The organism is Muribacter muris, from assembly GCF_001038205.1.
GTDB classification, from domain to species: Bacteria; Pseudomonadota; Gammaproteobacteria; order Enterobacterales; family Pasteurellaceae; genus Muribacter; species Muribacter muris.
In genome coordinates, this window is sequence record NZ_JWIZ01000001.1 from 27,500 (window position 1) to 53,759 (window position 26,260).

The window sequence follows — 26,260 nt, forward strand, 5'->3', positions numbered from 1 at the left end:
ACTATTTAAAAATGTAGGGGCGTACTGCGTACGCCCATAATTAAACCAAACGACCAAATAAAATCACTATTTGGTAAAAGAAACGGGCGGATTTGTTGATTTTATCGCTTATCCGCCCGCTTGTTTTAGTACTTAATTAGAGTTTTGCTGCCAACATCGCTTCCAATTTCTCTTGGTCGATCGCAAATTTGCGGATACCTTCCGCTAATTTTTCGACCGCCATCGGATCTTGGTTATGTGCCCAATAAAATTCCGCTTCCGTCATCGGTGCCGGACGAACTTTCACTTCGCCGTTAAAGGCGAGTTTACGCACAAGCGGCGCATCACTTTCTTGTAAGGCTTTTAATAATACCGGCGCAATGGTTAAACGGTCGCAACCGGCCAGCTCGGTGATTTCACCGGCATTCCGGAAACTTGCGCCCATTACCACCGTATTATAACCGTACTGTTTGTAATAGTTATAGATGGAGGTAACGGAAACCACCCCCGGATCTTCTGCCGGTGCATACTCTTTTTGCTCACTGTTGGCTTTGTACCAATCTAAAATACGGCCGACAAACGGCGAAATCAGATAAACGCCCGCTTCGGCACAAGCACGGGCTTGCGCTTGGGAGAAAAGTAAGGTGAGGTTACAGTTAATTCCCTCTTTTTCAAGCTGCTCTGCCGCTTTGATCCCCTGCCAAGTGGACGCAATCTTAATTAAGATACGGTCGTTACTAATACCCGCTTCATTATATAGCGCAATCAATTTCCGTGCTTTTGCAATGGTTTTTTCCGTGTCGTAAGAGTAACGCGCATCAACCTCTGTGGAAATTCGCCCTTTCACCACTTTTAAAATTTCCAAACCGATATTGACTGCCAATTTATCTTCCGCATCAATCAGTTGTTGAGCTTTATCATCGCTTTTAGCTTTGGCGTATGCGACCGCTTCATCAATTAAAGGGGCATATTGTGGCAGTGCCGATGCACTTAAAATCAGAGAAGGGTTGGTGGTAGCATCTTCCGGCTGGTAGGTTTTGATCGCATCAATATCACCGGTATCGGCAACCACAACGGTCATTTCTCTTAAAGCATCAAGTTGGTTCATAATCGTTCCTTAACTAAAATGAAGTAAAAAGTCCCCGTATAATAACAGCAACTTGCGTCATAAAATAGAACGAATTTTGTGAACTAGATCACATTTTTTGAAATTAGCCCGCAGGGTTGCCTGCTACGATTTTATCGCTTGAATGGTATGGTACTATTTTTGTGCATCTACTGCTTCTAATGCGCGTAGTGCATAGGTATAAGCCGCACCTGCATTTAATGCAATCGCTGTTGCTAATGCACCGGCGATTTCGCTTTCCGTTGCACCGGCTTTTGCCGCTTCTTCTGCGTGAACACTGATGCAGCTTTCACAACGGGTAGTAATCGCAACTGCAAGGGCGATTAATTCACGGGTTTTTAAATCCAATGCTTCTGCGGCAGCCGCTTGTCCTAACGCTTTATAAGCTTCCAACATTTTCGGGTGTTTTTTGCCTAACTCGCCGAATGATTTTTTAACGTGTGCGGTATGTTCCGGCCAATTTGTAAATGCCATTGTCGTGCTCCTATGAAAATAATTGTTGAAAAACGCTGTTATTATTGCGACTTTTTCAGTATATTTCTCGCCAAATCGTTTCATTTTTTCGTCAATTTGTTATGGATATTTTAGATAAACTGATTTCGCTTGCCCAATTATCCGGCAAAGTCAATGTAAAATGTGAGTTTGGCGGTCAGTGGGCCGTTGCACATTCCGCTCAAGCCGGACAAGGCATTGTGCATATCGTTACGCAAGGCAGCAGCTATGTCAGGCTCGCCAATCAAGCCCAAAGCCGCCTTGTTAAGCAGGGGGATATCCTGTTTTTCCCCCGTTCTAGCGAACATATTTTAAGCTATGCCAGCCACTGTGCAAATTGTGAGACTTATCCGACCGCTTACACCCAAGGGGCGTTTGAGGTGAAAAAAATCGGGCAGCAGGCAGATTTCGGGCTATTTTGCGCCCATTTTTACTACGATCCGCACGCTGAATTGATTAAAAGCCTGCCCGATGTGATTTTTTTACGGCTCGAGCCGCAGAATTTTACCTGCTTTGTCGAGTTGCTCAATCAAGAAGCCGAGCGGGAATTGATCGGTTCAAGCACCATAGTCAATGCCCTGTCTAACGTGCTGCTGACGTTGATTTTACGCACCTATTTGGCGCAATCGGACAATCAACTGACGGGGCTACTGAAAGGCTGGCAGGATAAGCGTTTGAAAGGCGTACTCAATGCCATTATGGCGGAGCCGGAAAAACCGTGGCTAATCGACAATATGATAGAAACGGCGCACTTATCCCGCTCTCAGCTTATTCGGCTATTTAAGCAGCATTTGTCGGTCAGTCCCCACGTATTTTTACACCGTATCCGGCTGCAAAAAGCCGCAATGTTGCTCAAACAAAATGCCGATTCCGTGCTAACGATAGCGCTTGCAACCGGTTTTCAGTCGGAAACGCATTTTGGTAAAGCCTTTAAAAAATACTATGGCATTACTCCCAGTCAGTACCGGAAGCAAGCGGTGAGCGACAACTCAAAGTAATTCCCACGGAACCACATTGTAAAAAAGCGGTGGTAACCCACCGCTTGTTCATATTATTCATTGAGTAGTGATATTGCTTGATTTTTAGCGCCTTTAAAATCCACCTTGCCACTGGCAAGCGTTGGGATTTCGTCTACCAAAAAGAGTTTGGACGGCTGCATTAACGGCGGAATATCTGCCGCTTTGATTTTCGCTGACAGCTCATCAAGGGAGTGCTCACTTTTCAGAAGCAATACAACCGCTTCGCCTTTTTTCTCATCCGGCACATTGACTGCCACAAACGCAGCGTGATCGGCAAGCACCTCACCTAGCAATTCCTCTACACTGCCCAAGCTGATCATCTCACCACCGATTTTGGCAAAGCGGGAATAGCGATCAACAATGCTGACAAAGCCATTTTCATCAATATGCCCCTTATCACCGGTTTTGTAATAACGGATACCGTCAATCTCGGCGATCACTTCGGCGGTTTTCTCGTCATCATTGAGATAACCTTTCATCACCTGCCCGCCGCCAATCACGATTAACCCGTCTTCATTTGTCGCCAATGGCGCAAGAGTGTCGGGGTCAACAATTTTTATAATCGTACCCGGCAATGCCATACCGACCGAGCCGACTTTGTTGAACGTGAGCGCTTTCAGGCTCTCTTTTTCTAAAACATTCGGCATATTCACCGCAGCAACCGGCGCAGTTTCCGTCGTACCGTAACCCTCGTAAATCTCTAAGCCAAATTTAACACGGAAAGCCTCTTTCACATCAGATTTGAGTTTTTCCGCCCCGGCGACAACCATTCGGACGCTTTGAAACATTAACGGGTGCAGTTTTTTGTTTTTGGTATAAAGTCTGAAAAAGGTCGATGTGCCAAACAAAATCGTGGCACTATGACGCGCCGCCATTTTACCGACTAATGCACCGTCTGTCGGATCCGGCACACTTACCATTTTGATCCCCTCACACAGCGGTAATAATGTCGTAACCGTTAAGCCGAACGAGTGAAAAATCGGCAGTGAATTTAAAATCACGTCATTGCGTTTAAAATTCAACAATTCGCTGATTTGCTTAATATTTGTCAGCAGGTTTTTATGGCTCAGCTCAATCCCTTTCGGCTCACCCTCACTACCGCTGCTAAACAAAATAGTTGCCGTATCATTCAGCGAAACCGATTTGAAATAACGGGCTTTAATCCACCATTGCGGTGCAAGCAAGGCGGTAAACAGCGCGTGCAAGCGGGTAGTTTTACCGACTTTTTTACCAAGTTGCTCCGCCATTACCGCTTTATCCGCTAACAGTGCGTGATAGTCGAACCCTTTTGCTGACAATTTCTCAAGGAATTTTTCTGATGTAATGACCCGTTCAATCCCCGCTTTTTGCAACGCAAGGGCGAGGCTTTGCTCGCTCAAGGTATAATTGAGATTCACCGGCACTTTACCGTTAATAAACAACGCCATATTGACGATCGCCCCGATGGACGAACTCGGCAACAACACCCCCACATTCTTTTGTGCCGGCAAGGTTTTACGCAATAATCGACTAAACAGTAACACCGCCGTCAAAAATTTAAGGTGCGTTAAATTCATTCCTTGGCTGTCTGCACAACACGGGCGGAATAAATTTGCCTTAGCGGTATCCAGCCAGCCGTGCATCAATGGTTGCTGGCGGCGGATAAAGGCCTCCCACGATGAAAAGGACAGCTCCACGACCTTCTGTTTCATCGCCACACGATCGATAAAGGTACGGATTGGCTTGCCGAACGCCACTAAAATATCCCGTTTACCACGCCGCTTGGTTAATGCTTTATAATATTGATCGGCACGGGAAAAACTTGAACCCCATAATCCCCGTAGGTAAAACGGCACAACGCAGACTTCGTCTAACTCTTTAATCGCCAGTTCAAAGCCACGTTTAAATTCATTGATTTGCCCGTTATAACTGATATGCCCTTCCGGAAACAGCGCCACTACTTCGCCGTTAGCAAGCATTTCACGGATTTTTTCAATGGATTCTTTGCTTGACCCTGCGCCAATCGGAATCACTTTAAACCATTTTAAAAACCATTTGAGATACCATTTATTGTAAATACCACGGTACATCACAAATTTAATTGCTCGTGGGCTTGCTGCCTGCAAAACCAGCCAGTCAATCCAGCTAATGTGGTTGCCCAACAGCAATACGCCGCCGCTCTGCGGTAAATTCTTCAGCCCTTCAACGTTAAAGCGATAACCGGTTTTCAGAATCGGCAAGAGCAGCAAGCGGGTAAAAAGATGCGGAAGTTGGACAATCGCATAAAATGATCCGATCAAGCAGACAAAAGCGGCAAACAGCAACAGACCGGTGGTCGAAATATTGAGATAGACAAAGGCGATACTCAATAACAAAAAGCCGACCATTGCGATGTTTTGCGCAAAATTATTGCCCGCCATAATTTTGCCGCTGGCTTGCTCTGGTGCGAAATATTGAATCGTGGCATTCAGAGGGACGATAAACAACCCGCCGAATACCCCAAAGCCGAAAGAGCAGAGCGTCATCACCCAACTGCTACTAGAAGACGCCATTAACAAGACCGAACCGAAAATCCCTAATGCTCCAATCGGCACAATGCCGTGTTCAATATGGTGTTTCGACATCACGCCGGCAAGGTAGGAGCCAATGATTAACCCCACACCGCTCATTGCTAAAATACCTTGAATAATCAAGGCATTATCATCATTAAACATCGCCTTATAATGTGCCGGGAATGCTGCCACCAACACCTGCGAAATGCCCCAAAACACACTCAACCCCAAAATACTCAACCAAATATTTTTATTTTGGCGTAACAAGGCACTGTTTTGTTTGAGATAACCTAAGGTGAGATAGGTGAGCCATTCAAATCCGGCGGTAGCTGGCGGTTCGTGTTGGGCAAAATTCGGCAATCTGAAGGCACATATGGCTTCCAAGCTGCTGAAAACCACCAATAAACCCCCGATCACTGCCATACCGGAAAGCATTGTTGCCGGATCGCTCCCTGCCACATACAGGGATTCAAAGATAAATGAAAAGCCGAAAGAACTCAGCAAAATCGCCACAATCGTCAAGGCTTGGATCACCCCGTTCGCCTGCCCTAAATTTTCTGTGCCGACAATCCGCTTAATAATACTGTACTTCGCCGGTGAATAAATCGCACTCTGCACCGCCAAAATCAGCGTCAGCAAAAATGCCATTTCAAACGCCCCCACCAAATAGCTGACTAAAACCGCACCGCTGATAAAAATCGCCGCTACACTGGCAGTGCGGATCACTTTGGTCTGCGGGTATTTGTCGTTAATGAAACCGGAAGGGGAAAAGAGGAAGATAAACGGTAGGAGAATCATTGCATTAATCAGTGCGGTGAGTATCACGAGCGTGTCGCCGGTAAAACTTTTCAGCAAGACATTTTGAATCGTGATTTTGTGGGCTAAATCCACACTGGCGTTCAAAAATGCAATGGCGAGATAGGGCAAGAACCCTTTAATTTTGAGTAAACGCATTTTGCCTCCGTATTGGCTGCAAGCGGTCGGCAGAGGGCAAATTTTTGCAAAAAACCAGCCAAATCCGACCGCTTACTCAACTATGAGTTTAATATTTCGGCAAACCAACCGTCTAGTTTGGCGGCTAATTTATCAATGCCGATTTTATTTTGGGCGGAATAGGCTTCTACCTGCACATCGCCTTGGAAAGGCAAAATCGCCTCCCGCACTATTTTAACCGTTTTGCTGCGTCCGCTTTGGCTGAGCTTATCCGCTTTCGTCAGCAGCAGCAAGACCGGCAACTCAGCGGAAACCGCCCATTCAATCATTTGCTGATCGAGATCTTTAAGCGGGTGGCGAATATCCATTAAGATCACCACCCCTCGTAAACATTGGCGTTTTTGCAAATATTCACCGAGGGAACGTTGCCACTGTAATTTCATCTGCTCCGGCACCGCGGCATAGCCGTACCCCGGCAAATCGACTAATTTACAGTTCGGTTCGACTTCAAACAGGTTGATGAGCTGCGTGCGTCCCGGTGTTTTTGAAGTACGAGCCAAGTTTTTTTGGTTGGTCAGCGCATTTAGCGCTGTGGATTTGCCGGCGTTTGAGCGTCCGGCAAAGGCAATTTCCACCCCGCTGTCTTCGGGCAAATGCCGAATATCCGGTGCGGAAGTTAAAAAGTGGGTTTTGTGATAATTTAATTTAATCTCTGACATAACGGTTTAATTTAACGTAAAAGAGAGTCCCCGCTCGCCGTAGCAATTTGGGTTTGGATCACCGGCAAAAACACCCCATTCCAGCAAGAGCATCGTGCCGATAAACACCGGCAGCAATACGCCCAGTAGCCACGCCATTGTGCCTTGTGCCGCAAGGGATACCCCATAGCAAACGAGCGGTACAACCAACATCAGCAATGCTTTAGCGGAGCGGTTACGGTCGTGTAAGCGTTTGATGATCACCGCCGCTAAGCTATATGCCGAAAGCAACAACGGCACGGCACTCCACGCATTGAAAGCGGTCGGATCAAACATAAAATTTGCAAATAGCAATAAAAACAGAAAATTGATGCCGAAGCCAATCCAAAATCCTTGCCGATTTAGGCGACCGTGGAAGGAAAAGAGCGCACTGTACCAAATCATTAACTTTTTTCCAAAATATGTAAGTATTCAACCGTTTTAACATCTTTATATTTTCTTGTATTATCTGCCTTAAAACGTTGATATTCTTGTTCAACGAAATCATATCTTCCATACAAGGAACATATCTCTCTTATTTCATTCAAAGAAAGTATACCTTCATTATTATAACTAATAAAAATATATTTAAAATTTGCATTTTCAATAAGCTCTTTAAAAGCTAAATAAGCTTCATTCTTTTGACAAAACCTTGAACGAGTATAATTCCTTAAACCTGTTTTACCAATAGGTTCAAAATAATCATATTTTGCAATAGTATTTAGCAAATGGTAATTAGCTCCATATTGCCTAGTATTATAAGGGGGATCTAAATACAGGATATCACCTTCAATACTCTTAATTAACTGATTACTATCCTGATTATATATTTCGGTTTCACATAATGATTCATCAAATTTTGCAGGTTGTAATACAAGATCTTTTTTTGCTGTATGTTTCAAACTTTTTAAATAAGCTCCATATACTGAAGCAGTATTTGCATGTTTATCCGCACTTTCTAATAAAGATGCCAAACAAAAATAATAAACATCGTCAGAAATATCTTTGTTTAGATAAAGCATTTTAATATTAGATCTTATTTGATCTATTTTCCTTCCATTTGATTCTGAGAAATACAATCTCTTTGCAATACCATTTTCACTATACTGATTAAATATGAAATGAGTATTTAAATTAGATTTATTACTCTCAATAAAATCAAATAAATCAAAATAATCTATTATTTTATTATTTCCAATATAATTGCGATTTAATATATAGCTATAATATTCTATATCATTTGAAATAATTTTTTTTACTTGAGTTTTTAAACTAGAACCAATAATTCCTGTTCCTGCAAATAACTCACAAAATACCTTATTATCAAAATTGCCAACGGTATCTTTTATAGTTGAAATAATAAGCTGCGATAGTTTATTTTTAGAACCTATATAATTCATTATTATAAATCATTTCCAAGTAAGATAACAAATGCTTCTGTTTTATATGTTTTTTTACCTAACACTTTATGGGAATATTTAAATGTAATTGAATAAGGTGTCTTCAATTTATTCTTTTCAAGAATACTCTTAATTTTTATTGGTTCAACATCTTCATCTAAATAAACAATAAATAATCTAGGCTCCTGCCCAAATCTTCCTTCATCCTGATAGGTATAAAGGTATTCTGCTACCTTTTCAGGATGGTTTATTGCTACGTCTCTCCAATTCTCCCCAAAATCACGCTTAAATTCATTTGTAGGGCTTTTTGATACTTTTTGGTCAAAGCTAACACCATCAATAAAAAAATCTAAACCTCTTGAATGATGCAATGTTGGAATAACATTTTCATTATTTAAAAAAATCATAGTTTCTAAATAATCATTTCTTTCAGTATTAATTTCTTTAATTCTTCTATACCTTACTGCTGCTGTTTTTACTTTACTATCTTTTATGTCTCTTGAGTCAGTAGATGAATTTATATGTTGAACAAAATTATCAAATTGCCCTTGAGAGAAAGGCCATTCCACATTACCAAAACCTAAATTAACCCATTCAGATAATAAAACTTTTATATTATCCTCTCCTAATTTGCCTTTTTGATATTTAGGAGTTGATTCAAAAATCTGACGAATAACTTTATAGGCTTTGTTATATTCCCAATGTTTAACAATCAATTCATAAGCATCATTAGCTTTTTTTACTTTTTCGTTAATACCCAATAACCTTAAGAAATCAATTGCATTTTTTTGATTCCCAAAGATCTTCTTAACAAGATCTTGATCAATTCTTTTTCTAATATCAATAGCACTCATTTTTACTCCTTTTATCTGAACAATTGCGTAATAAATTAGGGATCAATATATTACTGCAACGCCTTTTCAATTTTTTCAAACAGATCCCGTGCGAGATTATCCAGCCCTTTCAACCGTTCTAAACCACGGTGCATTAGGGTTTGACGCTGATTATCATAACGGGAAAGTTTAATCAGCGGTTCAATCAAGCGGGAAGCGACCTGCGGGTTACTGCTGTTAAGCTGGATCAGAATATCCACGAGGAAGCGGTAGCCTGAGCCGTCAATAGCGTGGAATGCCCTTGGATTTTGAGCGGCAAATGCGCCCACTAATGCACGCACACGGTTCGGATTTTTAAAGTTAAAACTTGGGTGCTCGAGCAAGTGTTTTACGACCTCCAGCACATTCTGATCTGGGCGGGTCGCTTGCAGGGCGAACCATTTGTCCATTACCAAGCCGTCGTGTTGCCATTTTTGGTCAAAATCGGCTAACAGGCTGTCTCGGCAAGCAAGCTGTGCTTTTGTTGCCGCATTCAGTGCTGCCAGTGTATCAGTCATATTATCCGCTTGATGATAATGTTTATAGACGAGATTATTGCCTAAATCGGTGAAAGCGAGGTAAGACAAACACACATTACGGAACGCCCGTTTCGCCATATCGTCCGCCACAACTCGATATTCCGGCAACTTATGCTGGTTATAGGCGACAATTAAGCGATCCTTAAGTGCCTCGGCAATCGCCGTCTGCATAAAATGGCGCACCACGGCGATCCCTTGCGGATCAATAATGCTGAAGCTCTCCGCAAATTCTGTTTCTTTCGGCAGCATGAGGGTTAAAGCCGCCAATTCGGGATCTTGATGAGCGTTATCCAGCACAATAGTCAGTGCGGACAGCAAGCCGTCCGAAAACAGCATTTCTTCGCCCTGCTGATAACGGTTGAGGTTCGTTTTTAGTTCATTGGTAAAGAGAGTCTGTGCCGCGTCCCAACGGATAAATTCATTCTCCGCATAGCTTAATAACGTTATCAGTTGCTCGGTGGTATAGTTATAATCCAAACGCACCGGTGCGGAGAAGTCGCACAACAACGCCGGCACGGGGCGTTGCGACACATTGTGAAATTCAAAGGTTTGATGCTCGTTAGTAATATCCAACACATCACTGACGCTGGCAATTTCATATTGAAGTTTGATTTTCTTACCGTCTTGACCGTACAACGCCACCTTGAGCGGAATATGCAAATTCACTTTTTCCACTTGATCGGCGGTCGGGCGGGTTAATTGTGAAATCGTTAAACGGTAGGCTTGGCGTTTTTCATCATATTCATCGCTGACGGTCAATTCCGGCGTGCCGGACTGGCTATACCAACGGCGGAATTGGGTTAAATCCACACCGGACGCACGTTCCATCGCAGAGACAAAATCCTCGCACGTTGCCGCTTTGCCGTCATTTTCGGCAATATAAAGCTGCATACCTTTTTGGAATTTCGCCTCGCCTAATAGAGTGTGGATCATTCTGATGACTTCTGCCCCTTTCTCATACACAGTAACTGTGTAGAAATTATTCATTTCAATCACTTTGTCCGGACGAATCGGGTGCGCCATCGGGCCGGCATCTTCGGCAAATTGGAAAGCCCGCAAGAAACGCACATCTTCGATCCGCTTAGCCGCTCTCGACCATAAATCCGAGGTAAATTCTTGGTCACGGAACACCGTCAGCCCCTCTTTCAAACTGAGCTGAAACCAATCTCGGCAGGTAATGCGGTTGCCCGTCCAGTTATGGAAATATTCGTGAGCGATCACGCTCTCCACGCCCATATAATCTTCATCGGTCGCCGTTTGCGGATTTGCCAACACAAATTTGGCGTTAAAGATATTCAACCCTTTGTTCTCCATTGCCCCCATATTGAAGAAATCAACGGCAACGATCATATAAATATCCAAATCGTATTCCAAGCCGAAACGTTGCTCGTCCCATTTCATCGCCCGCTTCAAGCTCTCCATCGCCCAGCCGGCACGGGCTAAATTGCCTCTATCTACATAAATTTCGAGATCAACCACCCGCCCGCTCATTGTGGTGAACGTATCTTTGAGCAGATCAAAATCCCCTGCCACAACCGCAAACAGATAGCTTGGTTTAAAAAACGGATCGTCCCACTCGACCCAGTGGCGACCGTCCGCCAATTCGCCCTGTGCAATGCGGTTGCCGTTGGAGAGTAGATAAGGGTATTTGGTTTTGCAAGCGGTCAGTTTAGTGCGATATTTTGCCAGTACATCGGGGCGATCCAGCATATAGGTAATTTGGCGAAACCCTTCCGCCTCGCACTGTGTGCAAATGCCTTCACCCGATTGATACAGCCCCTGCAACGAGGTATTTTGCGACGGGCGCAGTAAGGTTTGAATTTCCAGTTGGAATCGATCTGCTGCCAAATCGGCTAAATCTAAGGTCAAAGATTCCGCATCTTGTTGATAGCGGCTAAACGGCTGCCCGTTGAATTTCACCCCTTGAAACTCAAAGCTGTGCCCGTCTAAACGCAATTGTGTGGCTTCGGCATTTTGACGCTCCACCGTCAAAGTGGAAGTAACCAACGTTTGCTCAGGATCAAGCTGAAAATCAAGATAAATCTCGCTCACGGTAAAATCAGGCTGACGGTAATCTTTTCTAAATTTAGCTTTAGGTTGCATAGACATTCCTTAGGTATTTGCATTGAAACACAATGGCTCTCACAATATTTCGCCGCGATGCGACAAACTTTCACCACTTAGACCATAAGGCATAAGTATATTGCACTTTAGACGGAAAGTCATTGTTAAGCATAACGGAGAATTTTTCACCCGTTGATACGTTTGCAGAAAAAGGCGATAAACCGCCCGCTTGCGATTAACGTCTCGCCCCGAAAATCGCCGTGCCGATACGCACCATTGTCGAACCACACTCAATCGCCGCCTGCATATCGTCCGACATTCCCATCGACAGCGTATCCACTTCCGCATAGCGAGCCTGCAACTGCGTAAATAACGCCTGCATTGCCGCTAAAGCGATCTTTTGACGAGCCGGCTCGCTTTCCGGCTTCGGAATAGCCATTAAACCGCGTAATGTCAGGCGGGGACATTGCTGAATTTGCTCAGCTAGCTCAAACATTTGCGCAGGCGTAATCCCTGATTTTGAGGCTTCATCACTGATGTTGATTTGAATCAGCACATTCAGCGGCGGCAAATGGTCGGGGCGTTGCTCATTCAAACGCTGTGCGATTTTCGCCCGATCCACCGTTTGTACCCAATCAAAATGCTCGGCGACCACACGGGTTTTATTGGACTGCAACAAACCGATAAAATGCCATTCTAAATTCGGATCGGCAAAATGCCGGATTTTCTCTACCCCTTCCTGCACATAGTTCTCCCCAAAACAGCGCTGCCCTGCGGCAATCGCCTCCTGAATTGCCGATACCGGCTTGGTTTTGCTGACCGCCAATAATTTTACCGCCTCAATCGGACGGTCTGCTTGTCGGCTATATTGCTGAATTTGTTGTGAAATGGTCGCTAATTGCTGAGAAATCGACATAATGAACTCCAAAAGGCTATAATGGGCAGCATAATAAAACCCAACTTTTCGAAAATCAAGGACACCCAATGGAGAGACTGGCAAAAATTAAATTAGTGATTACCGATGTGGACGGCGTGCTGACCGATGGCAGCCTCTATTACGATGGGCAGGGCGAAGCCGTGAAATATTTTAATGTCAAAGACGGCTTGGGCATAAAAATGCTACTGGCGTGCGGCATTCAAGTGGCAGTACTCTCCGGCGGCGACACGCCGATTTTACGCCGCCGCATTCAACATTTGGGCATTACCCTCTTTCAACTGGGCAAAATGTCTAAACGGCAAGGCTGCCTTGAGTTAATGCAACAAGCGGGGGTAAGTGCCGAACAAACCGCCTTCATCGGCGATGATACCCTCGATCTCCCCGCCTTTGAAACCTGTGGCTTAGCCGTCGCAGTCGGCGATGCCTTTGATTATATTAAAGCCAAAGCGGATATGGTGTTAAACCGAGCCGGTGGGCAAGCGGCATTTCGTGAATTATCGGATCAGATCTTAAAAGCACAGGGCAAAGAAGCCGTTTATGCCACTGCGGAAGGGTTTTTGGAAGTCGTTGATAAAATGGCGCAATGATGCGGCCTATAAAAAATGCGTTAAAGCCGGTTCTCCAGCTTTAGCGCAATATTCTATTTAAGAGAAATAAGCTGATTACTCCGCTTTTTTCGCTTCGTCAGCGACCTTATCTTTCCCTTCTGCAACGGTCTCTTTCACGTCTTCAACCGCCTCTTTTGCATCTGCTTTTAAATCGGCGGCAGCGTCTTGAATCACTTTACCAAACGACCCCATTTTCTCGGCAATGACCGCTTTTGCTTCGGTTACAGAATGCCCGATACTCTCTTTTACATCCTTTAAGGTTTCGACAAATTTGCCTTTTTTATCTGTCGAATCCGCTTTAGTATTCTCCTTAGTCGCATTTGGCTCGGCTAATTTCTGTTCCAAAGCCTGACGCATTTCGTTCCATTTCGCTTCACTTACTTTTTTCGCCTCTGCAATGCGGCTTTCTAACGATTTTTCAACTTCGGCAATTTTTGCCTCGGCAGCCTGCGTAACTTGAGCGACTTTTTCATCTGACACTTTCTGAATCGCAGTAATTTTCGCTTCACTGGCTTTTTTTAATTCAAGGATCTGCGTTTCAGCAAAAGCACTCACTTCAGCGATTTTAGCATCGGCATTTTGTTCCGCTTGTGCGACTTGTAACTCCGCCGCTTTTTGTACTTCTACGATCTTCGCTTGTGCCGCTTTCAGATCTGCTTCTAATTTTGCCTTACCGTTATCGCAAGCACTCACCCCAAATGCCGCCAAAATGATAAGTGATAATAGTGATTTTTTCATTTAATACCCCACTTAATTGATATTGAAAAAAGGCACAGTTTCCTCTGTGCCTCTCTTTTATTTTAGAATTATTTATTTTCTATCGCTGATTTTGCTTCTTCCGCTTTATCACCGATTGCTTTCATCGCTTCTTTAGCAGCATCTTTCGTTTCCGTTGCTTTTTCAACAACCGCATTTTTAACATCAGTTGCCACTTGTTTTGCGTCTTCCATTTTCGCTGCTGCCGCCTCTTTCATTTCAGTGGCTTTTTCAACCGCAACGTCTTTTGCATCAGTTGCCGCTTTTTTTACTTCTTCCACTTTCGCTGCTGCCGCATCTTTCATTTCAGTTGCTTTTTCAGCCGCTGCGTCTTTCGCATTGGTTGCCGCTTGTTTTGCCTCTTCCATTTTCGCTGCTGCCGTATCTTTCATTTCGGCTGCTTTTTCAACCGCTGCGTCTTTCGCATTGGTTGCCGCTTGTTTTGCGTCTTCCACTTTCGCTGCCGCCGCCTCTTTCATTTCAGTAGCTTTTTCAGCTACTGCGTCTTTCGCATCAGTTGCCGCTTGTTTTGCCTCTTCAACTTTTGCTGCTGCCGTATCTTTCATTTCAGTAGCTTTTTCAGCTACTGCGTCTTTCGCATCAGTTGCCGCTTGTTTTGCATCTTCCACTTTCGCTGCTGCCGCATCTTTCATTTCAGTTGCTTTATCAGCCGTTGCGTCTTTTGCATTAGTTGCCGCTTGTTTTACTTCTTCAACTTTTGCGGCTGCGGCATCTTTCATTTCGGCTGCTTTTTCAACCGCTGCGTCTTTGACTTCTGCCGCTTTCTCAACGACTGCATCTTTTGCTTCAACAACGGTTTGTTTTACTTCTGCCGCCGTTTCTTTCGCTTGATCACAAGCAGCTAAACCAAATACAGAACCTAATACTACTGCCGTTAATAATGATTTTTTCATTAAGGTAATCCTCATAAGTGTGTAAAAATACATCGTTTAGATAACGCCTTTGGCGAAAGGTTCCGCAAAGGCGTTGAAATTTTAATCTATCGGTTTATTTTTCCTCAAAACGCGCCACTCGAGCGGCAGAGTAAACGTGGCTGACCGCACTTGAATGACCGCCAAACCCTTTGCCGTAGAAGTAGTATTTAGAATACTGCCATTCTGTGATAACCACCGGTTCGATAGGCTCTGGTGAGGCTGCCGCAACGGTCATTTCCGCTTGCGTATGAGCCACCCGTGAGAATGTACCTAATTTCCCTTCAAAGCGGTATGTGCTTTGGTAATTGCTTATCGGTGCAACAATCTCATCACTGACGTATTCCTGAGCCTCTGCCGCTGTATCAGCATTAACAGTCGAGGATTGTGCATTGCGACGTTGGTGATTTTCTTTTACCAAATCCCGCTCACTTTCTTGCGTTAATACCAAACCAAACGGCTGTGCAGTGGCTTCAAGCGGGCGATCTTTTGTGAGCTTAGCCTCATTATGTGCCTGCGGCTGACGATGCTCTTTAACCAAATCACGATCGCTGTCCTGTGCCACTACCGCACCAAACGGGGCGATGCTTTCCGGCTTCGGCGATGCCGTTTTTGGTTGGGATTGTTGCTGTAACATTTCATCAACGGAAAGAAAACGTGTTTTTTCCTCTACCGCTTTCGGCGTGTTGCAAATTTTTACCCAAACCTTACCGCTTGCAAGCTCCGGCGAAGCTACCGCAGCCGCTAAAGGCATCGCCGCTTTAACTTTTTCTCGGCGTTCACGATGACGTTGATTGCCGACCCGCAAATGACGTGGCAGACGGCGGCGATTATTTTCACGCCCTTCTGTGTCCTCTTTTTCCGGTTTAACCGGCACGTCCGCCTCTGAAGGTAATTCCGTGGCAAGCGGTGCGATCGGTTGAACCTCCGTTAATGGCGCTTTTGCTTCAACCGCCGGTGCCGGCAAGTTTGGTGTTGGCGCTTCTACTTGCGTTGTAACCTGCGGCACTGCTTTTTGGGCGGCTTCGGTTGTATTTTCGCTTTCAACCCGCACTTTTTTGCGTAAATCACGGCGTTGACGGCGTTCCATCACTTTCGCTTGTTGTGTCGCCCGCTCGGTATTTGCTCCCGCCACTTCTTCGACAATTTCACGGCGTTTCTTCGGCTCGCTACTCTCTTTGACAACGTCAGGCTGCACCGCATTTTGCTTGCGCTCTTGGCGTTCATTACGATTCGGGCGTTCACGGCGTTGCTGGCGGCGTTCACGCTGATTACGCGGTTTGCTATTTTTCGCCTTTTTCTTCGGCGCTTCTTCTTTCTCTGCAAATAAGCCCTTGATTGCGCTGAACAGGCGGCTGAGTAATGACGGCTTGCTCGGCGCTGTCGGGGTCGGTGCAGGCGGTAAGTTTAGCTCGCTATTTTGCAAAACGGACTCAACGGTCAGCACCGGTTCGTTGCGGGTTACTAACGCTTCATCGGAATGTGTATGGTATGAATGTTCCTCTTCACGTTCTTGATAGCGTTTGGCTAAGTCGTAGCTCAAGGTCGGCACAATTTCACTTTCACGCAGGCGATAGACACTGAAATGCGGGGTTTCCATTGTTTCTGTCGGTACGACTACCACTTGTACGCTGTGGCGTTTTTCAATATCGCTGATCGCTCGGCGTTTTTCATTCAGCAAGTAAGAGGCAATTTGCACCGGCACAATGGTATGCACTTGGGCGGTATTTTCTTTGATCGCCTCTTCTTCAAGCAGACGCAAAATGGAAAGGGCGATGGATTCATTATCCCGCACTTTGCCTGTACCTTGACAACGAGGGCAGACGTGGGAGGAGGCTTCGCTCAGTGACGGGCTTAAACGTTGGCGGCTCATTTCAAGCAAGCCGAAACGGGAAATCCGACCAAATTGGATTCTCGCCCGATCTTGGCGGGTCGCCTCACGGATACGGTTTTCCACTTCTCTTTGGTGGCGTACCGGCGTCATATCAATAAAATCAATCACGATCAGACCACCTAAATCCCGCAGGCGTAATTGACGGGCAATTTCATCGGCGGCTTCAAGGTTGGTATTTAACGCCGTTTCTTCAATATCGCCGCCACGGGTGGCACGCGAGGAGTTAATATCAATCGCCGTTAATGCTTCGGTAACATCAATGACAATCGAACCGCCGGACGGTAAACGCACTTCACGTTGGAACGCCGATTCGATTTGCGATTCGATTTGGTAGTGGCTAAACAACGGTACTTCACCTTCGTAAAGGCGTACACGGTTGATGAAATCAGGGCGTACGAGGCGGATATGATTTTTGGCTTTCTCGAAAATCTTGCGATTGTCGATCAAGATTTCACCGATATCACGGCGGAGGTAATCACGGATTGCCCTCACTATCACATCGCTTTCTTGGTGGATAAGGAAAGGCGCAGGGCGGGATTCCGCCGCTTTTTTAATCGCGTCCCAATGGTGCAGTAACACTTTTAAGTCCCACTGCAACTCTTCCGGCGATTTGCCTACGCCGGCGGTACGCACGATCAACCCGACATCTTCCGGCACGTCTAAACAATCCAGTGCTTCTTTTAGCTCTAAACGTTCATCACCTTCAATGCGGCGTGAAATGCCGCCCGCTCTCGGATTGTTCGGCATTAACACCAAGTAACTGCCCGCTAACGAGATAAAGGTGGTTAGTGCCGCCCCTTTGTTACCCCGTTCTTCTTTATTGACTTGGACGATGATTTCCTGCCCTTCTTGAATAATATCTTTAATATTCGGGCGACCTTGGAAAACATAGCCTTGCGGGAAATATTCACGGGAAATTTCTTTCAGGGGGAGGAAACCGTGGCGTTCTGCGCCGTAATCGACAAACGCGGCTTCAAGGCTTGGTTCAACACGGGTAATTTTCCCTTTATAAATGTTTGCCTTTTTTTGCTCGTGTCCGGGATTTTCAATATCTAAATCGAATAAACGTTGCCCATCAACCAAGGCAACCCGCAACTCTTCCTTTTGAGTTGCATTAATTAACATTCTTTTCATTGTGTTTTCTCATTATTTTTCGTTTAATTATTCACTTCATTTGTTCTTCACTGTCAATCTCCCGATTGTCTTAAATGAAATGCTCAACAGTGATGGATTACTGTCTTACACACATATTAGGCTGCATAATCAATCACTTAACCTGCATTTTTAACGCTTGCAAGCGGTCGTTTAAGGTGCATTTTTTGCAAAACTGCCGAGCAGCTTCCCACCTCAAAAAAACGTATCATTATGGCATTTTTTACGAGTCTTTATCAAGGGAAAGGATACTGCTATGCGAAAACGATGTCGTTTCACGAGACACTAAAATATTAAAGAAATGTTGGATAATTGTGAAGACAATCACGTTTTTCGTTACAAAAACAGGATAGGATATCGTTTACTCTGTTGGAAATAGGTTGAATAAAATGTATAAAATACTTTCTGCTCACGGCTTTTTTAATCTCTCCCGTGCATTTATCGGGGCGGTTTTAATCCTATACTTAACAGAACAAGGAATTTCCCTCTCCACTATTGCGATTGCAAAATCCTGCCAGCTTTTCTTTAGCGTGCTATTTAATTATCCCGCCTCGTTATTTGCCCACAGATTTAGCAACAGATACGCCATTATACTTTCGTGCTTATTTGGCATTGGCTATTTTGCGTTGATGATCAATCCTTCCGAAACAAAGGTTATTTTAGGGGAAATATTTAACGGTTTGAGTATCGCATTTTATGTCGGATCTTATGAGGCTTGGCTATTACAATACAAAAACGAGCAGGAAAGCAGTTTTTCGCTCATTTCACGCAGTGCCGAGATAATGTTTATTTCGACAATTATTGCTACTCTGATTGGGGCATCATTGAGCGAAAACGCCTTGTATCTTGCGATCCTCGTGATGATAGTCGCCATTGCTTTTTATCTGAATGTTTATGAAAGAAAGATAATCACGAGCGAAAATATCACTATCTCGCTATTTTCTTTGCTAAAAAAGTTCAACCGCTACATTATTTTCTATATTACGTTTTCGGGATTACTGCAAATTCTCTATCAATTTTGGGCGATTTATTTTGCCAAAGAGCTTGCTTTTAACCAAATGGAACTAGGTTATACATTAGCATTGATTATGGTGTTTCAGTGGGGGTTGAGTTATCTTGCGAGGAAAATAAAGCTGGAACGCTTTAAATTGGCTGTTCCAGCTATACTAGGAGCAGTTTTATTGACTTCGATACTCGCAACTTATCTGCCACTTTATACGACAAATAGCTACATCATCTCGCTTTGCTATTTTTTACTGTCCTCTTGTTCAATCGTATTATCCAATATCTTATTTTCTAAATACTGCTGTATTTTTAATGAAGCAATTCAAAGTACAATGTTCAGTTTAATTGATGCGTCTTGTCGAATGGTCGGCGCTATCTTACTCACAATAATCGCCATAATGGATATTGACAATGTAAAATACATCTTCTTTTCTTTCACCCTCTATATTGTCGCTATCACGCTCTTATGGGGCGTGGTGTATACAAAGAATAGATTGGTAGAATTAAAAATGCCATAGTCAGCTATGGCATTTTAGTTGGCTCTTAATCTTTTTTTACAAACACATTATCCGGCAAATGCAAATCCAGCTGATTATACGGGATAGAAATATCCGCTTTATCGAAAGCCAGTTTCACTTGCTCGGTAATATCAAACTGCGTTGCCGCATAATTGCCTGTTTTCACCCACGGGCGTACAAAAAGCTGGACACTGCTTGCCGCTAAATTGCCCACAACAATCGTTGGCTTCGGATCTTGCAACACATTTGGGTGTTTCTCCAAAATCGTGTGAACAATTTGTTTGGCTTGGGCAATATCCGCCTCATACGCAATATCAAAAATAAAATCAATCCGGCGGGTTTCATTGCGGGAATAGTTGGTAATGCTGCCGGAAAAAACCGAGCCGTTCGGTACTAACACGGTTTTATTATCAGCGGTACGAAGCTCCAACATCAGCAACCCCATTTGCTCCACTACACCGGCTACGCCTGCCGCCTCAATATAATTGCCTCGAGTGAAGGGCTTGAAGATTAAAATCATCACCCCAGCCGCAAAATTCTGTAATGAATTTTGCAAGGCTAAGCCGACAGCCAAACCTGCCGCACCAATTAACGCAACGAGAGAGGCAGTATTAATGCCTAATTGAGAAAGGGCGGCAATAATCACAATCAGCAAAAAGAGGAAGTAGCTGATTGATCTAACAAAGCCTTTGAGCATTTCATCTTTGGTGGAAACCAAAACCGCTCGGCTAATCAGATTACTTAAAAAACGGGCAAGGTATCGACCAACCACAAAAATCACAATGGCAAGCACAATTTTTGTACCGTAGGGGATAATCCACTGATGAATCAGGGTGTTCAGATCCATTGTTTCAAGGGTGTGAATCACTTTGCTGGCTTGCGCCTGAATATCAATATTTTGTGGGGCTTGACTCTCTGCTGTCATTAACGCTGTCTCCATTTTGAAATAAAAACACATTCTAGCACAATCTCTCTGCCGAAAACGGCGCATTTATGGTAGGATTTCGCCATTTTTGACACGATATTTCTAAAAATGACCACTGAAAAAATCATCAGCGCCGGCGTCCAATTTTTTACTATTAGTGAAGATGAAGCCGGTCAACGTTTAGATAACTTCCTGTTAGCAAAATTGAAAGGTGTACCGAAAAGCCTAATCTATCGTATTGTTCGTAAAGGGGAAGTGCGGGTAAACAAAGGGCGGATTAAGCCGGAATACAAATTGCAAACTAATGACATCGTCCGCGTACCGCCGGTGAGAGTGGCGGAAAAAAGTGAACCGCCAATTTCAACTAAACTGAATAAAGTCGCCGAGTTGGAAAGCCAAATTCTGTATGAAGACGAGGTAATGCTGATCATTAATAAACCCTCCGGCATTGCGGTACACGGCGGCAGCGGCTTGAGTTTTGGCGTGATTGAAGCCCTACGGGCATTACGTCCGCAAGCACGCTTCTTAGAATTGGTACATCGCATCGACCGAGATACTTCCGGCATTTTATTAGTCGCTAAAAAACGCTCGGCGTTACGCCACTTACACGAACAACTGCGGGAAAAAGGGGTGCAAAAAGACTATCTGGCATTGGTTAGAGGACAATGGCAATCCCATTGTAAAGTGATCAAAGCCCCGCTATTAAAGAATGAACTCTCCAGCGGCGAACGTATCGTGAGAGTGAGCGAAGAAGGCAAAGCCTCTGAAACCCGCTTTAGTATTGAAGAGCGCTATGCGATTGCCACCTTGGTGAAAGCCTCGCCCGTAACAGGTCGCACCCACCAAATTCGTGTGCATACCCAGTATGCCGGACACCCTATCGCCCTTGACGATAAATACGGCGAACGGGCGTTTGATGTCAAAATGCAGCAACTCGGCTTAAACCGCTTGTTTCTGCACGCCTATTCTATCCGCTTTACCCACCCTAAAACGGCGGAAGAAATGGTCGTTACCGCTCCGCTTGATAAAACCTTAAAGGACATCTTGGCAAAACTGCGTTCGACAAATTAAGACAATAAAAAAGCCACCAATTAGGTGGCTTTAAAATATGGCGGAGGAAGTGAGATTCGAACTCACGGAGGGCGTAAACCCTCGCCGGTTTTCAAGACCGGTGCCTTCAACCACTCGACCATTCCTCCGAATTGAAAACAGTAAAATCTAATATACTTTAGAGGGAAAACCTGCTGATAAGGCTTTATCAACAGGCTATCAATAAGATGGCGGAGGAAGTGAGATTCGAACTCACGGAGGGCGTAAACCCTCGCCGGTTTTCAAGACCGGTGCCTTCAACCACTCGACCATTCCTCCGTTGAAAACGGCTGAGATGATATAGATAAGCAGCTAAACGGTCAAGCATTTAATCGCCCAAACGTATCGGCTGCTTTATTTTTCAGCATCTATTTTATTTTTTCACCAGCCAAACACCGCTTTCGATATGCTCCGTATAAGGAAATTGATCGAACAGCGCACACCGCTCAATACGGTGCGTTTGGCAAAGTTGGGCTAAATTGTCGGCTAATGTATGCGGATTACACGAAATATACAAAATCCGTTCGTAGCCCTGCACCATATTCAGCGTTGCCTGATCCAAGCCTGCTCTTGGCGGATCGACAAAAATCGTGTTACAACGGTAGGCAGATAAATCGATACCTTTCAAACGGTTAAATGCCCGAACGCCATTCAATGCTTGGGTAAATTCTTCCGCCGACATTCGCACAATGCGTAAATTATCAATGCGATTTACTGCAATATTATATTGTGCCGATTCAACCGAAGATTTTGAAATTTCAGTTGCTAACACTTGACGAAACTGGCTGGCTAACGCAATCGAAAAATTACCGTTACCGCAGTAAAGTTCGAGCAAATCCCCCTCGCTATTCGCTGTGCAAGCTCTCGCCCACTGCAACATTTGAATATTCATTTTGCCGTTCGGTTGGGTGAAGCTGTTTTCTACTTGGCGATAGCGGTAATCCCGCCCGTCCACTGTCAGCACTTCTTCCACATAATCCTGATCCAGACTGATTTTCTGTTTGGTCGCCCGACCGATAATCCGAACATCAAAGCCCTCTGCAATCAAGGCTGCTTTTAGCTTTTGAGCCTGTTCAATCCACGCTTCTGTCAGCCTTTTATGATAGAGCAAGGAAACAGCAATTTGCCCGCTTAATGTAGAGAGGTAATCGACCTGAAACAACTTGTGGCTCAACAGTTCATTCCCTCGGAGACGGGCTAACAATGCCGTCATCATTCGGTTGATCAGTTGACTGGCAATCGGAAATTGATCGACCCGATAACGCTGCTTGGTTTGCGGATCAAACATAATATGAAATAAATCGCCCTGTTCGTGCCAAATACGAAATTCCGCCCGTAGCCTAAAATGGCTCGGCTCGGAAGCAAATACGTCCGGCGTTGGCGCAGAAAAAGGGGCAAGTAAAGCGGTCAGTTTCGCCGATTTTTTTGCAAGAAGCTGGGGATATTGATCAAGGGGTAACGTCATTTTCACATTGCTGCCTTAAGAAAAAAGAAAAGGCTTTTGCAAGCCTTTTTCACTGAATTATTCGGCATCATCACCAATGGAATCGCCACTAACATCGCCGGATAAGGTATAAATGCGTTTGGTTTTGCTAGTTAGATTACGGTATTTTAACCATACTTTTTCCAGTGCCGTTTCCGCAGCACGCTCACCTTTCACCACCGCAACAAATTGTTCTTCTTCCGGTGTCGCAGGCTGACGCTCACCTATTTCCAACGCTAAACACGCCTGCCCGAACTGCTCTAAATATTGTGATTCACGGATAGTATAATCGCCGTGGCGGGAAAAACCGCGCGGGTAGTTTTTATCATCAAAAAACCGGCGGGTTACGCTAAAACTCTCTGCCATAATTGCCTCTACTGATAGGAAAGATAAAAATAAAAAATGGGCAAGCATTAAAGCCAAAACCGAGCAATAAATCAATGCTTTAATGCAAGAAAAGTGTCAGTTTTGCAAAAATTTACGGCTATCCGACCGCTTGCCAAGCGATCCCGCCCAATATAATGAATGAAATCAACGCATTGTGCATACTGTGTAGCAGGATTGCACTTAATATGCCATATCGTATTCTTGCCCAGCCGTAAATAAGTCCCGACAGTATTTGCGGCATACATTCAACTAAACTAAACACATTAAATTGTGAGCTATGTGCTAAACCAAATAAAATGGCAGATAAAAAATAGAAAAATGCAAAATATCGCACATAGAATTTCTGTACTTTACGCTGAATGACAAGAAAATAAATAACGGCTAATCCAAAGAGACTTAATCCATATAAAATATAAAGTACATTGCCTTCAAATAATAAAGAAATCAGGTATAGCACGCTGACCAAAGCGCCAAAAAATAATTTTTTCAAACCGTAGCGATACATTATTTCTTCCATTATCGGTGCAAATAAAATTAATTCCGCAATCATCATTTTATTTGTCATATCTATGTCAAACGACCTGCCTGAACCCATTGGGGTCAATAAATCTATGAGGGAATAAGCACAGCAAACGCAAATAGCGATTTCGTTAAAGTGATCTCAATACAGAGATTAAATAATTGACCTGACGGTAATGTCGCTTTCTTTAAACTGGGGGATTTCAAAAATACCCAAAACGATCTGAACCACGGCAAATATGCCCATATTGCCCGTCGATATAAGACGATAAAGAGAAGGCTAAATAGCCAAATAACATCGCTCGCACCTTCAACAATGAGCTGAATTGAAATGACCAAGATATTCAATAACACTAAACGATATTTCATCATCATTCAATCTACACAATATTCAATAAGAGCATCACTATATCCTAGTGAAGACGGAAAATCTGTGATCACTGCCACAGCTTTGAGACAAGCGGGCTGATTTTCGGAACATTTTGCAAATTTCAGGTATAATCCCACCGCTTGTCAAAATTACTGAAAGGAACATAAAATGCAAAATCCAAAAGACGAAGTTCTTTACGCACCAGTTGAATGGCACGATTTCAGCCAAGGTTACACCGATATTCTTTACCACAAATCTAGCGATGGTATCGCCAAAATTACGATTAACCGTCCGGAAGTCCGCAATGCGTTCCGACCACAAACGGTGAAAGAGATGATTCAGGCATTTTCCGATGCCCGCTTTGATGAAAAAGTCGGTGTGATTGTGCTGACCGGTCAGGGTGAAAAAGCCTTCTGCTCCGGCGGCGACCAAAAAGTGCGGGGCGATTACGGCGGCTATAAAGACGAAAGCGGCGTACACCACCTGAATGTTTTGGATTTTCAGCGTGATATTCGTAGCTGCCCGAAACCGGTGGTGGCAATGGTTGCTGGCTATGCGATTGGCGGCGGACATGTTCTGCATATGCTCTGTGATCTCACTATTGCCGCTGAAAATGCGATTTTCGGGCAAACCGGACCGAAAGTCGGATCATTTGATGGCGGCTGGGGGGCAAGCTATATGGCACGTATTGTGGGGCAGAAAAAAGCCCGCGAAATCTGGTTCTTATGCCGTCAATACGATGCTAAAGAAGCCTTAGAAATGGGGCTGATCAATACCGTTGTGCCTTATGCAGAACTGGAAAAAGAGACGGTGCGTTGGTGTCGTGAAATGTTGCGTAACAGCCCAATCGCACTACGCTGCTTAAAAGCGGCATTGAATGCAGACTGCGATGGTCAAGCCGGTTTACAAGAGCTGGCAGGCAACGCCACAATGCTTTTCTATATGACGGAAGAAGGTCAAGAAGGACGTAACGCTTTCAACGAAAAGCGCGCACCGGATTTCAGCAAATTTAAACGTAATCCGTAATTTGCAATATTATGCGATAAACCGACCGCTTGCATTCCTCTTGTCATCGAAGAAAAATCAAGCGGTCTTCAATTTATTTATTATTAAACATAACCGCTAACTGCCTTTACTCTCCAATACCTCAAATCTCACAAATTTTAAAATCTCAGCCCAAGCACGTTGAATTTTTGTTCAATAAAAATGTCCTGTTATTATATGAGATAGAAAAAACTTAAATCTCACCAGATTTATTGCGATCCCCCCTAAAAAATAGAGGAACTCAAAATGAAAAAGTTAATACTGATTTTATTATTAGCGCCGTCATATCTTCTAGCAAGTGGCGGTAAAGGTGGCGATGGTGGAAATGCTCCATACGGTACACCCGGAGAAGGAGGCAAAGGTGGTTATTCTCATTCAACCCAAACCTTTGCTTCTTCAGGTAAGAATGGTACAAATAGCATACAAGAAAAAGAAGAGGACAATCGTTCCTTACTTCCCAATAACAAGGAAAATACAGATCGCACTCCGACCTGCGATAGCAATAAAGAGAAATCTCTAGATTGCCGCAATAATAAAAGGGCTTCCAAAACGGATGATCATTATGGTAACGGTGGTAATGGTGGCAAAGGAGGAGATGGCGGATTTTTTGGAAAAGGAGGTAACGGCGGCAATGGTGGAGATGATGGCAATGAAATAAAAAATCATTAAAGCTATAAAAACGTCCCTAAATTGCGTTTATATTTCAAGGATACAAGCGGTCAGTTGTGCCTGAATTTATGTAAAAATCCCTCTAATAAAAGAGGGAAGATTTTCGGGATTATATCGCATAAAATAGCGGTAAAGGTAGGGACGCCATGCTGGCGTCCGCTTTATAATATCATTTTTATGATGCCATGCTAGCATCTTTCCTTTCAGCTAAGGAATATACAGTTAACTTTTGCGTTACAAGCATACAAGCCCCAAGCCATTTGGCTCGGGGGTTTTGTTT

Annotated in this window: 22 protein-coding genes, 2 tRNA genes and 2 pseudogenes; 6 read left to right on the forward strand and 20 right to left on the reverse strand. The window is 44.1% G+C overall.

What is annotated here, in order from left to right; translation table 11 throughout:
- Positions 1-136: 136 nt before the first annotated feature.
- Positions 137-1,087, reverse strand: coding sequence for a transaldolase (gene tal, locus RO21_RS00125; RefSeq protein ID WP_047975771.1), 951 nt, complete (start codon positions 1,085-1,087; stop codon positions 137-139).
- 153 nt (positions 1,088-1,240) lie between these two features.
- Positions 1,241-1,579 carry a carboxymuconolactone decarboxylase family protein gene (locus RO21_RS00130; protein WP_047975772.1) on the reverse strand — a complete coding sequence of 113 codons (339 nt, stop codon included), beginning with the start codon at positions 1,577-1,579 and terminating at the stop codon, positions 1,241-1,243.
- Between the two features lie 101 nt (positions 1,580-1,680).
- On the opposite strand from RO21_RS00130, the gene RO21_RS00135 reads away from it, so the two are divergent.
- Positions 1,681-2,595: a cupin domain-containing protein gene (locus RO21_RS00135; RefSeq protein ID WP_047975793.1), complete on the forward strand. Its 915-nt coding sequence runs from the start codon at positions 1,681-1,683 to the stop codon at positions 2,593-2,595.
- 53 nt (positions 2,596-2,648) lie between these two features.
- Here the strand turns inward: RO21_RS00135 and RO21_RS00140 are convergent, their stop codons facing one another.
- The 7 genes from RO21_RS00140 to RO21_RS00170 all read right to left on the reverse strand — a co-directional run bounded on the left by RO21_RS00140 (position 2,649) and on the right by RO21_RS00170 (position 12,608).
- Entirely contained in the window at positions 2,649-6,101 is a 3,453-nt protein-coding gene (locus tag RO21_RS00140; protein WP_047975773.1) for an acyl-[ACP]--phospholipid O-acyltransferase, read from the reverse strand.
- An 80-nt stretch (positions 6,102-6,181) separates the two neighbouring features.
- The gene (yihA, locus tag RO21_RS00145; protein WP_047975774.1) at positions 6,182-6,799 is read right to left on the reverse strand and encodes a ribosome biogenesis GTP-binding protein YihA/YsxC; all 618 of its coding nucleotides are present in this window, start codon (positions 6,797-6,799) and stop codon (positions 6,182-6,184) included.
- A gap of 6 nt (positions 6,800-6,805) precedes the next feature.
- On the reverse strand, positions 6,806-7,222 hold the full coding sequence (locus tag RO21_RS00150) for a DUF805 domain-containing protein (protein WP_047975775.1): 417 nt from the start codon (positions 7,220-7,222) through the stop codon (positions 6,806-6,808).
- Positions 7,222-8,217, reverse strand: coding sequence for a DNA adenine methylase (locus tag RO21_RS00155; protein WP_047975776.1), 996 nt, complete (start codon positions 8,215-8,217; stop codon positions 7,222-7,224). Before RO21_RS00155 ends, RO21_RS00150 begins: the two co-directional genes overlap by 1 nt.
- A 2-nt stretch (positions 8,218-8,219) precedes the next feature.
- The gene (locus tag RO21_RS00160) at positions 8,220-9,071 is read right to left on the reverse strand and encodes a hypothetical protein (RefSeq protein ID WP_047975777.1); all 852 of its coding nucleotides are present in this window, start codon (positions 9,069-9,071) and stop codon (positions 8,220-8,222) included.
- A gap of 50 nt (positions 9,072-9,121) precedes the next feature.
- Positions 9,122-11,731, reverse strand: coding sequence for an aminopeptidase N (gene pepN / locus RO21_RS00165; RefSeq protein ID WP_047975778.1), 2,610 nt, complete (start codon positions 11,729-11,731; stop codon positions 9,122-9,124).
- 196 nt (positions 11,732-11,927) lie between these two features.
- Positions 11,928-12,608 (reverse strand): YggS family pyridoxal phosphate-dependent enzyme, encoded by a 681-nt coding sequence (locus RO21_RS00170; RefSeq protein WP_047975779.1) that lies wholly within the window; start codon positions 12,606-12,608, stop codon positions 11,928-11,930.
- Between the two features lie 68 nt (positions 12,609-12,676).
- On the opposite strand from RO21_RS00170, the gene RO21_RS00175 reads away from it, so the two are divergent.
- Positions 12,677-13,216: a KdsC family phosphatase gene (locus RO21_RS00175; RefSeq protein ID WP_047975780.1), complete on the forward strand. Its 540-nt coding sequence runs from the start codon at positions 12,677-12,679 to the stop codon at positions 13,214-13,216.
- Between the two features lie 75 nt (positions 13,217-13,291).
- On the opposite strand, the gene RO21_RS12040 is transcribed toward RO21_RS00175, so the two are convergent.
- The 4 genes and pseudogenes from RO21_RS12040 to rne all read right to left on the reverse strand — a co-directional run.
- Positions 13,292-13,975 (reverse strand): hypothetical protein, encoded by a 684-nt coding sequence (locus RO21_RS12040; protein WP_053067687.1) that lies wholly within the window; start codon positions 13,973-13,975, stop codon positions 13,292-13,294.
- 68 nt (positions 13,976-14,043) lie between these two features.
- Positions 14,044-14,907 carry a hypothetical protein gene (locus RO21_RS00185; protein ID WP_047975781.1) on the reverse strand — a complete coding sequence of 288 codons (864 nt, stop codon included), beginning with the start codon at positions 14,905-14,907 and terminating at the stop codon, positions 14,044-14,046.
- Positions 14,908-15,001: 94 nt separating this feature from the next.
- A pseudogene (locus tag RO21_RS13710) lies at positions 15,002-15,247 on the reverse strand (hypothetical protein); the annotation flags it as partial.
- 300 nt (positions 15,248-15,547) lie between these two features.
- Positions 15,548-17,953 (reverse strand): annotated as a pseudogene (rne, locus tag RO21_RS00190) (ribonuclease E); the annotation flags it as partial.
- Positions 17,954-18,360: 407 nt separating this feature from the next.
- On the opposite strand from rne, the gene RO21_RS00195 reads away from it, so the two are divergent.
- A complete protein-coding gene (locus RO21_RS00195; protein ID WP_047975783.1) occupies positions 18,361-19,494 on the forward strand; it encodes an MFS transporter in 1,134 nt (377 codons plus the stop codon).
- A 25-nt stretch (positions 19,495-19,519) separates the two neighbouring features.
- Here RO21_RS00195 and RO21_RS00200 read toward each other — a convergent pair whose 3' ends face one another.
- Positions 19,520-20,419, reverse strand: coding sequence for a mechanosensitive ion channel family protein (locus RO21_RS00200; RefSeq protein ID WP_047975784.1), 900 nt, complete (start codon positions 20,417-20,419; stop codon positions 19,520-19,522).
- 108 nt (positions 20,420-20,527) lie between these two features.
- Between RO21_RS00200 and rluC the strand changes: the two genes are divergently transcribed.
- Positions 20,528-21,490, forward strand: a complete 963-nt coding sequence (rluC, locus tag RO21_RS00205; RefSeq protein WP_047975785.1) for a 23S rRNA pseudouridine(955/2504/2580) synthase RluC — start codon at positions 20,528-20,530, stop codon at positions 21,488-21,490.
- A 38-nt stretch (positions 21,491-21,528) separates the two neighbouring features.
- Here rluC and RO21_RS00210 read toward each other — a convergent pair.
- The 6 genes from RO21_RS00210 to RO21_RS00235 all read right to left on the reverse strand — a co-directional run bounded on the left by RO21_RS00210 (position 21,529) and on the right by RO21_RS00235 (position 24,272).
- Positions 21,529-21,618 (reverse strand) — tRNA-Ser (locus RO21_RS00210).
- Positions 21,619-21,697: 79 nt separating this feature from the next.
- Positions 21,698-21,787 (reverse strand) — tRNA-Ser (locus tag RO21_RS00215).
- A 94-nt stretch (positions 21,788-21,881) separates the two neighbouring features.
- Positions 21,882-22,973: a tRNA (uridine(54)-C5)-methyltransferase TrmA gene (gene trmA, locus RO21_RS00220; RefSeq protein WP_047975795.1), complete on the reverse strand. Its 1,092-nt coding sequence runs from the start codon at positions 22,971-22,973 to the stop codon at positions 21,882-21,884.
- A gap of 57 nt (positions 22,974-23,030) precedes the next feature.
- Entirely contained in the window at positions 23,031-23,357 is a 327-nt protein-coding gene (locus RO21_RS00225) for a MaoP family protein (RefSeq protein ID WP_047975786.1), read from the reverse strand.
- A gap of 118 nt (positions 23,358-23,475) precedes the next feature.
- Positions 23,476-23,943 (reverse strand): CPBP family glutamic-type intramembrane protease, encoded by a 468-nt coding sequence (locus tag RO21_RS00230; protein WP_047975787.1) that lies wholly within the window; start codon positions 23,941-23,943, stop codon positions 23,476-23,478.
- 44 nt (positions 23,944-23,987) lie between these two features.
- Positions 23,988-24,272, reverse strand: a complete 285-nt coding sequence (locus RO21_RS00235) for a hypothetical protein (protein WP_157019591.1) — start codon at positions 24,270-24,272, stop codon at positions 23,988-23,990.
- A 163-nt stretch (positions 24,273-24,435) separates the two neighbouring features.
- Between RO21_RS00235 and menB the strand changes: the two genes are divergently transcribed.
- Positions 24,436-25,293: a 1,4-dihydroxy-2-naphthoyl-CoA synthase gene (menB, locus tag RO21_RS00240; RefSeq protein ID WP_047975789.1), complete on the forward strand. Its 858-nt coding sequence runs from the start codon at positions 24,436-24,438 to the stop codon at positions 25,291-25,293.
- A 264-nt stretch (positions 25,294-25,557) separates the two neighbouring features.
- Positions 25,558-25,980, forward strand: coding sequence for a hypothetical protein (locus tag RO21_RS12695; protein ID WP_047975790.1), 423 nt, complete (start codon positions 25,558-25,560; stop codon positions 25,978-25,980).
- Positions 25,981-26,260: the final 280 nt, after the last annotated feature.